The sequence below is a fragment of the Alteromonas sp. KUL49 genome (assembly GCF_006538345.1).
Classification (GTDB): Bacteria; Pseudomonadota; Gammaproteobacteria; order Enterobacterales; family Alteromonadaceae; genus Alteromonas.
Genome location: NZ_BJKL01000015.1, coordinates 39,046 through 52,132 on the forward strand (window position 1 = coordinate 39,046; position 13,087 = coordinate 52,132).

The 13,087-nt window shown below is 43.1% G+C and carries 14 protein-coding genes; 8 read left to right on the plus strand and 6 right to left on the minus strand.

From position 1 onward, the window contains the following. Positions 1–160 precede the first annotated feature (160 nt). Both EYS00_RS19090 and EYS00_RS19095 read left to right on the plus strand, forming a co-directional pair. Positions 161–556 (plus strand): thiol-disulfide oxidoreductase DCC family protein, encoded by a 396-nt coding sequence (locus EYS00_RS19090; protein WP_130639513.1) that lies wholly within the window; start codon positions 161–163, stop codon positions 554–556. Then, a complete protein-coding gene (locus EYS00_RS19095; protein WP_130639514.1) occupies positions 546–1,268 on the plus strand; it encodes an SDR family NAD(P)-dependent oxidoreductase in 723 nt (240 codons plus the stop codon). Before EYS00_RS19090 ends, EYS00_RS19095 begins: the two co-directional genes overlap by 11 nt. Before the next feature lie 145 nt (positions 1,269–1,413). On the opposite strand, the gene EYS00_RS21115 is transcribed toward EYS00_RS19095, so the two are convergent. Further along, positions 1,414–1,539 carry a hypothetical protein gene (locus EYS00_RS21115; RefSeq protein ID WP_258313042.1) on the minus strand — a complete coding sequence of 42 codons (126 nt, stop codon included), beginning with the start codon at positions 1,537–1,539 and terminating at the stop codon, positions 1,414–1,416. 186 nt (positions 1,540–1,725) lie between these two features. On the opposite strand from EYS00_RS21115, the gene EYS00_RS19100 reads away from it, so the two are divergent. Then, positions 1,726–3,147, plus strand: a complete 1,422-nt coding sequence (locus EYS00_RS19100; RefSeq protein ID WP_130639515.1) for a sodium-dependent transporter — start codon at positions 1,726–1,728, stop codon at positions 3,145–3,147. 52 nt (positions 3,148–3,199) lie between these two features. On the opposite strand, the gene EYS00_RS19105 is transcribed toward EYS00_RS19100, so the two are convergent. Further along, positions 3,200–4,012: an NAD-dependent epimerase/dehydratase family protein gene (locus EYS00_RS19105; RefSeq protein WP_130639516.1), complete on the minus strand. Its 813-nt coding sequence runs from the start codon at positions 4,010–4,012 to the stop codon at positions 3,200–3,202. 91 nt (positions 4,013–4,103) lie between these two features. After that, positions 4,104–4,892, minus strand: a complete 789-nt coding sequence (locus tag EYS00_RS19110) for a DUF2884 family protein (protein WP_130639517.1) — start codon at positions 4,890–4,892, stop codon at positions 4,104–4,106. A 298-nt stretch (positions 4,893–5,190) separates the two neighbouring features. Here EYS00_RS19110 and EYS00_RS19115 point away from each other — a divergent pair, with 298 nt between their 5' ends. Next, positions 5,191–5,382 (plus strand): hypothetical protein, encoded by a 192-nt coding sequence (locus EYS00_RS19115; RefSeq protein WP_130639518.1) that lies wholly within the window; start codon positions 5,191–5,193, stop codon positions 5,380–5,382. A gap of 87 nt (positions 5,383–5,469) precedes the next feature. On the opposite strand, the gene EYS00_RS19120 is transcribed toward EYS00_RS19115, so the two are convergent. The 3 genes from EYS00_RS19120 to EYS00_RS19130 are packed head-to-tail and all read right to left on the minus strand — an operon-like array spanning position 5,470 to position 8,527. Further along, positions 5,470–6,717 (minus strand): mechanosensitive ion channel family protein, encoded by a 1,248-nt coding sequence (locus tag EYS00_RS19120; RefSeq protein WP_373995580.1) that lies wholly within the window; start codon positions 6,715–6,717, stop codon positions 5,470–5,472. Between the two features lie 14 nt (positions 6,718–6,731). Continuing rightward, the gene (locus tag EYS00_RS19125) at positions 6,732–7,616 is read right to left on the minus strand and encodes an acyltransferase (RefSeq protein WP_130639520.1); all 885 of its coding nucleotides are present in this window, start codon (positions 7,614–7,616) and stop codon (positions 6,732–6,734) included. After that, complete coding sequence (locus EYS00_RS19130; protein ID WP_130639521.1) at positions 7,613–8,527, minus strand: acyltransferase; 915 nt, start codon at positions 8,525–8,527, stop codon at positions 7,613–7,615. The genes EYS00_RS19125 and EYS00_RS19130 overlap by 4 nt, the downstream gene beginning before the upstream one ends. A gap of 139 nt (positions 8,528–8,666) precedes the next feature. On the opposite strand from EYS00_RS19130, the gene fghA reads away from it, so the two are divergent. The 4 genes from fghA (at position 8,667) to EYS00_RS19150 (ending at position 13,050) form a co-directional block, all read left to right on the plus strand. After that, complete coding sequence (gene fghA / locus EYS00_RS19135) at positions 8,667–9,509, plus strand: S-formylglutathione hydrolase (protein ID WP_130639522.1); 843 nt, start codon at positions 8,667–8,669, stop codon at positions 9,507–9,509. A 319-nt stretch (positions 9,510–9,828) separates the two neighbouring features. Then, entirely contained in the window at positions 9,829–11,274 is a 1,446-nt protein-coding gene (locus EYS00_RS19140) for a sulfatase (RefSeq protein WP_242618842.1), read from the plus strand. 259 nt (positions 11,275–11,533) lie between these two features. After that, positions 11,534–12,553 (plus strand): tRNA dihydrouridine(20/20a) synthase DusA, encoded by a 1,020-nt coding sequence (gene dusA / locus EYS00_RS19145; RefSeq protein WP_130639523.1) that lies wholly within the window; start codon positions 11,534–11,536, stop codon positions 12,551–12,553. 215 nt (positions 12,554–12,768) lie between these two features. Continuing rightward, on the plus strand, positions 12,769–13,050 hold the full coding sequence (locus EYS00_RS19150) for a hypothetical protein (RefSeq protein ID WP_130639524.1): 282 nt from the start codon (positions 12,769–12,771) through the stop codon (positions 13,048–13,050). Positions 13,051–13,087 lie beyond the last annotated feature (37 nt).

A 13,087-nucleotide genomic window follows, 5' to 3' on the forward strand; every position in this document is an offset into this window, starting at 1 on the left:
TTGCTACACAGTGTGGGTATAAGTCATTTAGTTCTCAAGTCATCCGTACGGTATTTTTTAGCGTATATAGATATATGAAATGCTGCGATGTTTTAACTTTTTGCAGTACGACCGATAGCTAATGCGATATTGCAGTTCTTTACGTTTCATGAGTAATTATATGATCATTTTTTACGATGGATTTTGTCCTCTTTGCATGGCTGAAATGCGTCATCTAAAAAAGCGCGATAAACACAATGTACTCCAACTTGTAGACATTCAATCGCCGACCTTTGAGCAAGAGTACCCTTACCTCAATTGGGAGGACCTCAACGCAAGGATCCACGGAATGTTGCCAGACGGCACCTTAATTACAGGGTTAGACGTAACACATTTAGCATGGGATGCGGTAGGTATGGGCTGGTTATACGCGCCTCTCCGTTGGCCTGTGATAAAACCTATTGCAGATTGGTTCTACACTAAATTTGCTAAACACAGATACACCATCTCTTATTTACTTACAGGCAAAAAACGAGGTTGTGATCGATGTATTCCGGAGTCTAACAATGACAAATAACGTTCTAGTTGTCGGTGCATCAGGGGCTATTGGGCAAGCATTGGTCGAGCAGTTGGCAAGCGAGGGGAATATTGTATACGCGGTGAGTAGAGACGGTGCACGTCCTGTACACTGGCCGGAGACGGTAAGCGTATTTGCAATGCCTCAGCATGACGAACAAGCGATGGAGCAATTTAAAGCTGATTTGATGGAAAGTGGCGTTCGTTTTTCTTTGGTGGTTGTCACTACCGGCGTTCTACATAATTCAGAAAGATCTTTACTCCCTGAAAAGCGTTTAGAAGATATTTCAGCGCAAGCGTTAAGTGAGTACTTCACCGTAAACAGTGTTATTCCCATGCTGTGGTTAAAGCTTATCGTTCCGCTAGTAGAAAATAATGCCACGGTAGTGTGTTTAAGTGCTCGAGTGGGAAGTATCTCAGACAATAAATTGGGTGGTTGGTATGGATACCGGGCTTCTAAAGCAGCGTTAAACATGTACATAAAAACCGCCTCGGTAGAATATCAACGACGTAAGAAGGGGGTTGTTTTTGTTAGCTACCACCCCGGAACAGTGGATAGTGCCCTCTCTGCACCATTTCAGAAAAATGTGGCGTCAAAAAAACTGTTTACACCAGAGTTTACCACTCAGCAGTTGCTGCAACATATCAAAGGGTTAGACCGTGACAAGGCGGTTCATTTTATAGACTGGCAGGGCGTAGAGATTGAGTGGTAATTCATATTTCCACGCCTGCAGCCAGTAATCCTCGACCAACCTCAAGACTTTTCCAAATACTGCTGTTACCATGCAGTGCTAGGGGCTGTTGATCTTTGCAGTACGTTTTTGCAGCGAAGTGTTTGTCATTTAGACAAGGAAATGCTCATGCCGTGTAGCCATCTACACAAGTGAGCGTTGACGCCGTATAAATGACAAACAATTGCTGCCTGAAAGGTTCATCCAAGCGAACCTCATACTGCTTCACTCGTTGCTCTTTTGGAATAACCAAACTACGCGCCTCGTTTATTGTCTGAGGCTCGCTTGGAGTGAACAAAAAGTGTACTGCAAAGGTCAACAGCCCCTAGAGTGTGTTTGCGCTACATAAAGTACAAACAAACTGATGATTATCAGGTTGAAGTAATACAACTATTGCCATCCCGGTACACATAAGAATAACTCAACAAGAGGAAGGTATATGAGCGGGGCCAGAGAACAGTTCGGATCACGCATTGGATTCATTTTAGCGGCAGCAGGTTCTGCCGTTGGTATAGGTAATTTAGTAGGGTTCCCAGTGGGAGCTGCAAAAAATGGCGGTGGTGCATTTTTATTGATGTATGCCATTTTTGTGTTCGCCATTTGTTTACCTGTAATGCTTGCAGAAATGTCTGTGGGCCGCCACGCTCGCAAAGATCCTTTGGGAGCGTATCGAGAAATCAGCGGTAATGCTCCGCATTGGAAACTCGCTGGTTGGATGGCAATTGCTACACCTTTCATGATAGCCGTGTTTTACATGGTTATTACGGTGTGGATCTTTGGATACTTGGTTGAAGCTGTCAGCGGAAACTTAGCCGAATTAGCCAACCCAGAAACCTTTAACACCTTTATTAACTCATCCACCGTTTTTGCATACATGGCCGTTGTTGTAGCTGTGGTATATCTAATTCTGCAAGGTGGTGTGAAAAAAGGCATCGAAAAAGCGGCTAAGCTCCTCATGCCCGCGCTGTTTGTAATGCTGCTCGGTTTAGTGGTGTTTGTACTTACTCGTGACAACGCGATGGCGGGAGTAGAGTTCTACCTTGTGCCTGACTTTTCAAAGATAACAGCGCCAGTTATCAACGGCGCGTTGTCGCAAGCATTTTTCTCACTTTCATTGGGTATGGGGATTCTAATTACCTACGGTAGTTACATGAACAAGCAGTCAGATGTGCCTAATTCAGCGAAGCTGGTGGCTATTACTGACACAGCCGTCGCTTTTACTGCTGGCTTGATGATACTTCCTGCGATTTTCTCATTTAATCCCGATATCAATCCAGACGAATTGAGTGAGTCTTCTGTAGGTATGATTTTTACTTATTTACCTGAGATTTTCTTGGCACTACAGTCCTCTATTGGTTACTTCGGCGCATCTGCGGTGGCAAGTTTGTTTTTCTTGTTGGTATTTTTTGCGGCAATAACGTCATTGGTTTCAATTTTTGAAGTACCAGTAGCGGCACTCATGGACGAGAAAGGTGTTAGCCGCAAGTGGGCGCTAGCATCGTTGGGAAGCGTCATGATTGTGCTGGCGGCGCTGAGCGCGTTGTCGTTCGGTAAAGTAGAGTTTTTGACTAAATTCGTTGCTTACGCTGGCGCTGACAAATCTCTTTTCGACGTGATCTACGACGTATTTTACGACACGATTTTGCCGTTGAATGGCTTGTTGATTTGTATTTTTGTGATCTATCGTTGGAAGCGAGCTAACTTCAACAAAGCTCTCGAAGAGGGCAGTGAGAATTTTACGGGCAGTTGGTTCGAGCGTTATGTTGATATCTCGTTGAAAACCTTTATTCCTGCCATTTTGTTGATTATCTTTATCAACACTGTTGCGGTTAAATACTTCCAAATTAGCCTATTTGGCTAGAGTGATTGCAGTAGCAGTGCGTATTTGGCGCACTGCTATTCAGATAGGCGTGTTACGCTAAATCGCCGAACTTGGGTGTTACCCCCAAGGCTTGCCAACTCTTCTCAGCGTTTATTACCTTACCACAAGGTGGTTTGTCAGTATCGTCAAAAGTGGGCAACGTTAGTTCTCGTTCCGACGCCAATTTCGTGTAGTAGTCGCCTCGTTTAGGGTGAGATGGTGAACTTAGATGAAATACTTCTCCTCGTGGCACTCGACTTATAACGCTAACCAAGGCCTCTGCTACGTCTCTCCCATCAACCAGGTTAACTCTTTTATTACCTTGTTTGAGGTGCCTTCCGGATAGGCTATTTACCGGATGTCGATCTGGGCCAATAAGTCCCGACAGTCTTACGATAGTTGAGCAATGTGGAGCATTTACTAGCAAGTGGTTTTCAATTGCTACATGAGCGATGGCCGATGAGGTTTCAGGTTGGGTTGCACTCGTTTCTGTAATTTTGTTGCTGTGGCTATCACCATAAACCGAAGTGGTACTAATAAAAACAATTTGCTCAACATTTGCTTCTAGTGCGTCATTCACCAGTGATTTCATTTGATGGGTATAAGCTTCAAAATCAGCTCTTCTTCTGCCTGGGGGTATATTGAGAATCAGTGTGCTGTGACTCAATAGTGACACAAGATTTACTGTGTCATCACCTAGTTTAAAAATATAGGAATCAATGCCTTTGGCCTTTAACCGTTCGGCTTTGTCAGGTGTGGTGGTAGTTGCCGCTACATGCCAATTGTTAATATTATCGGCAGTGAGCTTAGCCTCTACATAACCTGCCATCCACCCATAACCACAAAATACAACTCGCCGTGCCATTTACACCCCTTAAAGCAGAAAAAGTATGATAGTTATAACATCATACTTTTTTTCGTCGCTTTGAGTTCAGCGTTTGTTGATTGAAGCGAAATTACATTCTCATGTGACCGTCTACATTGAATAGATCAAGGCCATCTAGCCCAGGGATTTCAGTTTGCATTTTATCTTCTGCAAAGTCGGCTTTGACTAGTACTTCACATAAAGCATCTGCTCTTATCTCTAGCGCTTCTGCTTGTGCCTCTACACGCTCTTCAATGGTTTCGCCAAAGCGTTCCATACGTTCTTCAAAGGCGCTCATGTCTCCGCCTTCCCACAACATTTGAGTACCAATAGAGATGAGAATTTTACCCATTGATTGCGTTATCAATGACTCAAGTTCTTGTTCAAATTCAGATTCCCACGAGTTTCCAAACCAACCAGACTCTCCAAAGTTGTTTGAGTCTATTCGCACATTACCGTGGCTATCGTAAAACGCAGTATCAAGTTCCTGGCTCAAAGATGTGAACATATCGCGGAATTCATCATCTAGGTCGTCATCACCTAACAGCTCACCAAATACCTCTGATACGGCAACATTAGCAATTTCCAATCCGTCTTTTGCTAGTTCGAGTGTCATTGGAATTGCAGTATCAATGTGTGTGTAGTAATCAGATACCCACATTTGCTGCTGACCATCCAACTGCATCACTTCACCGTTTACAGACAGCTGATGCTCAGGGGTAATTGTCATGGTCGAACCGTTTTTCATATCAACAGTAAGCACACCTTTGTAATACTGCAGATTACCATCCAATTCGATATCACAGCTATTGTCATGAGCATAAGCTGCGTTGGCTGATAAAAGTAAACCGGTAACTGCAAGTGCTAATTGTTTTTTCATCAGGGATCCTTATCCATTTCTAATCAATCGGCCACACTGGGCATTTGTTTTTAAAGTTGCAAAGGCTAGGCCAAAAAATAAAATTTATGAAATACAGTCACTTATGAATTATCATTGAGTTCATTAGTTGAGGATTAGTCAATTCTGTAGTGAAAAAACTAACAAATTAGCTATTTTGACCAAGATCAAAAATGTTACGGTAAAGCCCAAAATTCCATAGTTATCTTTTTGATTGCCATGTTCAATTCCCCATAATTGGTGCATAATAACGCCAGATTTTGTAAAGGGTTAAGAGATTATGGCAGATTGGACTAATGCACTCATGTTCGCTGTTGCACTATTGGCTTTCACTTTAGGGCTTAGCAGCATCATTATGAGTTTCATGACGACCGAAACTGGCGCTAAAGGCATGCAAGAGAAGATCGAGTATGGTTTCTTTGGCGTTTCAGGTTTAGTGGTGTGTCTTATGATGGGATATGCACTCGCTTAACCTAGCTAGCGCTACCCAACATTCACTATCAAAAAAGCGATGTAGAGTTACATCGCTTTTTTTGTGCTTGGTGTTGCTAATGTTACTTTAACCTTTCAGGTTGGAGTCTCTTTGATAAGCTTTTAGCTCAAATAGTGGAAGCATGGCCATAACATGGTCAAAAATATCCGCCTGAATGTGTTCGTACGCCACCCAATTTTTTTCTTTGCTAAAACAATAGAGCTCAAGAGGAAGTCCTAGCTCATTGGGGCGAAGTTGACGCACCATGACTGTGAGTGACTGGTTCACCATCGGATGCTGACGTAAGTAGTGTTCCAAATACGCTCTGAACGTGCCTATGTTGGTCAGTGCACGTCGGTTTCCCACGTCGCTCGCTGCAATATTTTGACTTTCATGATACTCGGCAAGGTCCTTGTATTTGCTTTGCATGTAGTCTTTCAACGGACGGATATTCGATAGGGTGGAAAGTAGCGCATCGTCGCAGAGCTTAATAGACTGAATATCAATATAAATTGCGCGCTTAATTCGTCTTCCGCCTGACTCCTGCATACCACGCCAATTTTTTATGACTTCGGTGGTGAGGCTATAAGTAGGAAGTGTCGAAATAGTATTGTCCCAGTTCTGCACTTTAACCGTGGTGAGTCCAATTTGCTTTATCTCACCATCGACCTCAAATTTTTGCACCTCGATCCAATCGCCGTTATTAAACATGCGGTTAGCTGCAATTTGAATGCCTGCAACAAAACCTAAAATAGTGTCTCTAAAAATTAATAACAACACTGCAGCTATGGCAGTGAAACCAGATACAACTAATAGCGGGCTTTTATCTGCTATCAGCGATATACACAGCACCAATACTAATAAAGTCAGCGCTAACTTTAATACTTGTATGAAACCGGTAATGGGTGCTCGCTTGGCATGTGCCGAAGCGTTGTAGGCATCTTCTACAGTGCTTAATATTGCGTATATGGCCAGTAGTCCACTCACGAGCATGTACAACTGGGCGCCCTTCACCAGAAGACTGCTCAACGAGGAAGATTCGCTAATGAGCATGGGAGTACACAAATACACAAACATGGCTGGCAGAATATGTAGCAATCGACGGAAAAAGCCGTGTTCGTGTAAGGCGTCGTCCCAACGGTTACTCGTTTTGGCAATCCACGCAATGAGCTTTGGACGAAGAATGAGGCGAGCGATCAGATACAGTATGGTGGCAAACAGAAATAGTGTGCTTAGCGCTATCACCTGATAGTTAAATGAATCTAACGTAAGTGTAGGGAACACTCCAGTAAATACATCGAGTAGATATTCCTGTGCTGGTGTACTCATGCGAATGCCCCTATTTTAGCCTAGTTCAACAGATTTGCTATGGTGGAGTCTTTGTTTTTCCACAAGTTATTTAACCATTTCTGGATTTGCTCTCTAGCAGTAGGGCCCGATTCGACCACTTGAGTTTCAGGCACAGGTGTGACGTTCACGTCGATAATGATTTTCGTCATAGTACCGCTCAGCATAGCCATCATCGGGTGTTTTTTATTCTCTGGATAAAGTAATGAAATATCCAATACGTTGGTAAACAAGTGCCCCATTGCACCCATGGTAAATGATACTCCGCCGGCTTTAGGGGGTAATAGGTGTTGATAGGGACTCTGTTTAGCAAGGTGTTTTTGCTCGGTAAAGCGAGTGCCTTCAACAAAATTAATTACCGTTGTGGGAACCGTTCTAAATTTTTCGCAAGAAGCTTTGGTGGTCTCTAGGTCTTTGCCGCGTTTTTCGGGGTGCTTTTCAAGATAAGCTCTTGTGTATCTTTGCATAAAAGGCATGTCTAGTGCCCATGCAGCCAAACCTACAAAAGGGAGCCAAATCAGCTCTTTTTTGAGAAAGAACTTTGGTGCTGGAATGCGATTCGCGGCAAATTCAATAAGGAGCACTATGTCTAGATAACTTAAGTGGTTTGCAATAATCAAATACCACTTATTTTTTGATAATTCGCCGTGTACCGCACATTCGATATCAACAGCGTTGAATACTCGAATGAAAAATACACTGACTTTGCCAAAGCTAAACATGAAAGCGTGCATCAAACCATTCCAGAATAACCTTACTTTTTGGCCCAGTGGTAGAAGCTTGATAAGGCCGAAGATGATCACTAAGCCACCCCATAATGCAAGATTCGCTATTTGGAGTGTGGTGTGTACAACAAAAACTAATGGAGATAAAAGGGTGCGTATCATAGTGACTTCTGATTTGTTTGGTTTAGTTCTAATAAGTTGTTTTTCTGCTGCCACTGTGCATTGAGCCAGCTTTGGAAGCGAGTACGCACTTGCGGGTTTTCAAAATAGTCATCGCTGAAGTGTCCGTTTTCTACAATGTCTTTGATAGGTGTTACTTGTATGTTTACACGAATATTCTTCACTTTCCCACAAACAAAGTCCCAGTAGCTTGGAATTTCCGCAGGATATTCAATGGTTACATCGATAAGTTTATGTAGCTGACTTCCCATCGCCGACAGTACAAAGGCAACTCCACCGGCCTTTGGTTTGAGAAGGCGAGAAAAAGGCGATTTTTGACGACTATGTTTCTCTTCAGTAAATCGAGTGCCTTCAACAAAATTCATTATACTGACTGGCTTGAACCTAAATTTTTCACACGCTTTTTTTGTAGTTTCCATATCTTTGCCTTTCATGTGCGGATTTTTTGCAAGATATGACTTTGAGTATCTGCGCATGAACGGAAAGTCGAGTGCCCACCAGGCAAGCCCGAGAATCGGTACGTAAATCAGTTCTTTTTTTAGAAAGAACTTCAAGAATGGGATTTTGCGATTAAAAATTCTCTGCAGTACGAGAATATCAACCCATGATTGATGATTTGCAATGACCAAGTACCAGTCTTTGGGTGTAAGTGCATCAAGCCCTGTTACGTCAATTTGAGTTCGGCTGAATATTTTCTGATTGAGGTTATTCACCGATATCCACGCAGTAGCGCAGGCATCTAAGATATACGATATGAGTTTTCTCCAAGGCTCAAATGGAATTAATTTGAAGACCGAAAAAATCAAGATTGGCGTCGCCCAAAACACTGTGTTGACGAAATAAAGTAACACTGACACTGAGCCTATTGCGTGAGAGAAGAAATTACTAATCATCGATCCTACCTTTACCTTAATCTCGCCTAGTGTAAACGAACTGATTGAAAAATCCGACCAGTGACTTACTTCTATTGAGTATTGTGCCGTAAACTTACGCTATGATTTACAAAAGAATATTGTGATTTAGAGAGTTTTTATGGAACTGATTAGCGAAAATCGAGTGTTTGGTGGGCGTCATTGTAGATATTCTCATTCTGCTACTACTACGAATTGCACCATGACCTTTGCTATCTTTTTACCCCCCTTTGCTTCCGCGGAAAACCCAGTCCCCGTCTTGTACTGGCTGTCGGGCCTCACCTGTACCGATCAAAACTTTATGCAAAAAGCGGGTGCAATGAAATTGGCAGCTCAGCTTGGTATGGCGATTGTGGCCTCTGACACTAGCCCAAGGGGTGATACCGTGCCGGATGATAAAGCTCAGGCCTATGATTTTGGTTTGGGTGCTGGTTTTTACGTTGATGCGACCGAGGCACCTTGGTCTACTCACTATAATATGTACTCTTATGTGGTTGATGAGCTACCTGCACTTATTGAGTCAAACTTCCCGGTGACTGGCGAAAAGTCAATATCAGGACACTCCATGGGAGGCCACGGTGCGATGGTGATTGGCCTGCGCAATCCAAATCGATACGTATCGATTTCTGCATTCAGCCCCATATCTTCACCTATGAATTGCCCGTGGGGACAAAAAGCGCTGGCTGGATACCTAGGTGACGACCAAAGTCGTTGGCAAGTCTATGACAGCGCTTATTTACTGGCTGAGAAAACCCATGAAATTCCCTTGCTTGTTGAACAGGGAACACAAGACGAGTTTTTGGTAGAACAGCTTAAACCCGAAGCATTAATCAATGCTGCGAACTCTTCCGATTCAACGCTTACGTTGAATATGCATGAAGGCTATGACCACAGTTATTTTTTCATTGCCTCTTTTATCGATGATCACTTAACTTGGCACGCAGAATATTTAGGGTTGGTGTAATTATTTAGACTCTCGCTCCGAATAAAAGTGAGGCGTAATCACCTCACTTCTGTTCATCTCAATCAATGAGTAGTGATTTAACAACACTAACATTCTCCACCCTCCCACTGTAGTCCTTTACCGAGCCATGGATTTACACCACTGGCCCTTGCCTGAGTTTACTGGGTGATGATTTTTGATTAATATTGATTTATCATGATTTAAAAAGATTTAACAAGGTAAGGGCGCAAGCGTAGTCAAACTTGTACTTTTGCGTTTCGCGTAGTGTGTCCCACTACTAACAAGCTGCCTTGTAATAACAAGAATCCTCGGAGTAAATGTGAGAATTTTCAAAATCGTTGTTGCCATCTCGACGCTCTTGCAGGGGCTGACTATCACAATAGCAGCACAAGCTGCCGAAGCTGTTAGTGAACCTGATGAACACCAAAACATCGTAATGATTGTTGTCGACGACCTGCGACCAGTATTAGGTGTATACGGAGATCAGAAGGCGCACACGCCGAACATCGATGCTCTGGCAAATAGAGGCGTCACCTTTACTCATGCGTATGCGAATGTACCTGTTTGCGGCGCATCTCGGGCTAGCATGTTAACAGGTTTGAGACCGACAAAAGATCGCTTTTGGGACTACAAAGCTAAAGCACAAGATGACGTACCGGGGGCTAAATCTTTACCTCAAGTCTTACGGGAAGCTGGCTATTATACAATGGCCATAGGCAAGATATTTCATCATAGTAGCGATCTGGCTGATGTGAGTTGGAGCCAAAGACCCCAGTCGGCAGGAATGTCTCACGCCACTGCGTTAAACCCTGAATCGGAACAATATCAAAAGCCAAGAGCAAACAATCCAAATGTTTTCAAAGGCCCTTGGTACGAATATGCGAATGTTGAAAATGAAGCTTATCCCGACGGTCGCGTTAAAGAAAAAGCACTTGATGCTCTTGAAGAACTGTCGAAAAATGATCAGCCCTTTTTCCTTAGTGTGGGATTTATTCGTCCACATTTGCCATTTTACGCGCCAGAGCGATACTACGACTTACACCCAGAGGACAAGTTCACCCCCTTCTTCCATCGAGAAAAGCCTTCGGGTGCGCCAGAGAGCTTAAAGGGGTCGGGTGAAATACGCTCGTATCATTTCAGAGATTACGAATACAACAGCGATGCTTTTCATGTGTCGTCACAACGGGGCTACTATGCTTCTGTGAGTTATATTGATGCTTTAGTGGGTGACATTACCAAGCAGATACAAGCGCTAGGTTTGGAAAAAAACACCACTTTGGTATTTCTAAGTGATCACGGTTTTAATTTAGGTGAACACAACTTTTGGACAAAACATAACCTGTTAGATACCGCTATGCGTATCCCTGTAATTCTTGCAGGCCCAAATATCGCTGAAAATCAAAAGACCAATGCGCTAATCGAGTTAGTTGATATTTTTCCCACAGTGACAGAGATCGCTAGTGTGACCCACGCTGAAGACATTGCAGGTGAAAGCTTTGTTCATGTGCTCGAAAATCCCGAGCTTGACCATAAACAACAAATTTATGCGCGATTTAAAGCGGGTGATGCAGTTGTCAGCCACAAAGGTATCTTTGCTTCTTACATGACTGACACTGCTGCAAGAGACGAAATGTTTTTTGACTTAGTATCAGACCCTCATGAAACACAGAACGTTGTTGACCAGTCGGCTTATTCAACAGTTACACATGCGTTACGTGAGCTTCTTAATAATTGTATCGAAAAGCAGAAGTGTGAAACTCAATGAAGTAACAAGTCTGTTCCTAACTCATTTTAATTGACTAGCACTAACGCTTCAGTGTGATTTCTATATCAATATGGCGGTTCGCCTCTGAAGCGTTTTTTGATAATATACCCGCCTTTAAATATGTCCTTTGATTCTGTCACTCTCTTTACCCCACTTTGGGTATAAAAGTTGACTGATTCCATTGAAGTCACCGATTTTTTGAAGGTAATGTTTTGCAATATAACGTGTTAATTGCACGCAAACCCATGGACGCGGTTTTATGAGTGCCCAAAAGTTAAATCGCAAATTTAGCGTTGCACCTATGCTCGATTGGACTGACCGTCACTGCCGCTATTTTTTGCGTTTATTATCTCGCAACACGCTTTTATACACAGAAATGGTCACCACTGGCGCGATCATTTATGGCAAAGGAGATTATCTTGGTTACAACCAAGAAGAACACCCAGTAGCTTTGCAGTTAGGTGGTTGTGACCCAGATGATATGGCCAGATGTGCGGTCTTGGCGCAAGAGCGTGGTTATGACGAAGTAAATATCAACGTGGGTTGCCCGTCAGACCGAGTAAAAAATGGCAGCTTTGGTGCAAGTTTGATGGCGCGCCCTGAAGTGGTTGCTGAATGTGTTTCAGCCATGCAAAAGCAAGTAGATATTCCAGTGACTGTAAAGTGTCGTATTGGTATCGATGATATGGATGAGTACGAAGACTTTGCCAAGTTTATTGATATTGTTGCCAATAGCGGGTGTGACACATTTATCGTCCATGCAAGAAAGGCATGGCTGCAAGGATTAAGTCCGAAAGAAAATCGTGAGATTCCGCCACTTAATTACCCCAGAGTACATGCGTTAAAGCAAGCGCACCCAGAATTGTCTATAAGCATCAATGGTGGTGTAAAAACCATTGAGGGCACGCTGGAGCAATTGACTCATGTCGATGGTGTAATGATGGGGAGAGAGGTTTACTCGAATCCTTACATACTCTCTAGCATAGATAAGCAAGTGTTTAACGACCACTCTCATGACATTATTTCTCGTCGAGAAGCTGTGCTAAAAATGCAGGAGTACATTGAAGGTCAAGACGATCCTTACTTTAAGCCATGGCATGCTGCACGGCATATGTTAGGACTCTATCAAGGTCAGGCCGGTGGACGTATCTGGCGTCGCTACCTGAGTCAAAACGGAACGGGTAAATCACCAGACCCTCAACTACTGCTCAATGCACTTGATGCGGTGGAAACTGCACAAAAAGAAGTGGAGAGCTTTAACGCGTCTCGAGCGGTGTAAATCTACTGGTCAAAATAGCTAATATCATTAGTTGTTTTGACCATTTATTAACCAGTGTTTCTTTTGTTCACCTACTCAAAAAAAGCTCAAATCACTTTTTTATATTTAAAATCATTTGGTTATCTGTTTTTATCTACTTGGCATAGGTTTAGCAATCCTCATAGGCATAGCAACTGCGGCGGGCCGTTGCACTAGATTCTTTTTTGAGGAAAACCATGAAAACGTCAATCATTGCAGCATCTTTACTTACATCAGTAGTCATCAGTCAGCCAGTCTCAGCGCAAGAGTCTGTGTTAGAAAACTTGCTTACTAATGTGGTAACCCATGCCTTCGAGGTGACATCTTTTGAGATTGAAAATAATGTTTACCAAGCTATAGCCAGTGCCTCGTTCCATTTTGAGCTCGACGGTGATGAGGCAAAAGGTACTGTCAGCGTAACAGACATTGCAGAAGCAAAGCAGCCTGAAGATGAGGCTATATCGCATGCTGCAGAGTGATCTGCTCGAAACACTACTGATAAACACTATAAAAAAC

Excerpts from the sequence above, each read along its gene's own strand:
- EYS00_RS19090 (WP_130639513.1), top strand. The coding sequence starts at position 161 with ATGATCATTTTTTACGATGGATTTTGTCCTCTTTGCATGGCTGAAATG.
- EYS00_RS19095 (WP_130639514.1), top strand. The coding sequence starts at position 546 with ATGACAAATAACGTTCTAGTTGTCGGTGCATCAGGGGCTATTGGGCAA.
- EYS00_RS19100 (WP_130639515.1), top strand. The coding sequence starts at position 1,726 with ATGAGCGGGGCCAGAGAACAGTTCGGATCACGCATTGGATTCATTTTA.
- EYS00_RS19105 (WP_130639516.1), bottom strand. The coding sequence starts at position 4,012 with ATGGCACGGCGAGTTGTATTTTGTGGTTATGGGTGGATGGCAGGTTAT.
- EYS00_RS19110 (WP_130639517.1), bottom strand. The coding sequence starts at position 4,892 with ATGAAAAAACAATTAGCACTTGCAGTTACCGGTTTACTTTTATCAGCC.
- EYS00_RS19115 (WP_130639518.1), top strand. The coding sequence starts at position 5,191 with ATGGCAGATTGGACTAATGCACTCATGTTCGCTGTTGCACTATTGGCT.
- EYS00_RS19125 (WP_130639520.1), bottom strand. The coding sequence starts at position 7,616 with ATGATACGCACCCTTTTATCTCCATTAGTTTTTGTTGTACACACCACA.
- EYS00_RS19130 (WP_130639521.1), bottom strand. The coding sequence starts at position 8,527 with ATGATTAGTAATTTCTTCTCTCACGCAATAGGCTCAGTGTCAGTGTTA.
- fghA (WP_130639522.1), top strand. The coding sequence starts at position 8,667 with ATGGAACTGATTAGCGAAAATCGAGTGTTTGGTGGGCGTCATTGTAGA.
- dusA (WP_130639523.1), top strand. The coding sequence starts at position 11,534 with ATGAGTGCCCAAAAGTTAAATCGCAAATTTAGCGTTGCACCTATGCTC.
- EYS00_RS19150 (WP_130639524.1), top strand. The coding sequence starts at position 12,769 with ATGAAAACGTCAATCATTGCAGCATCTTTACTTACATCAGTAGTCATC.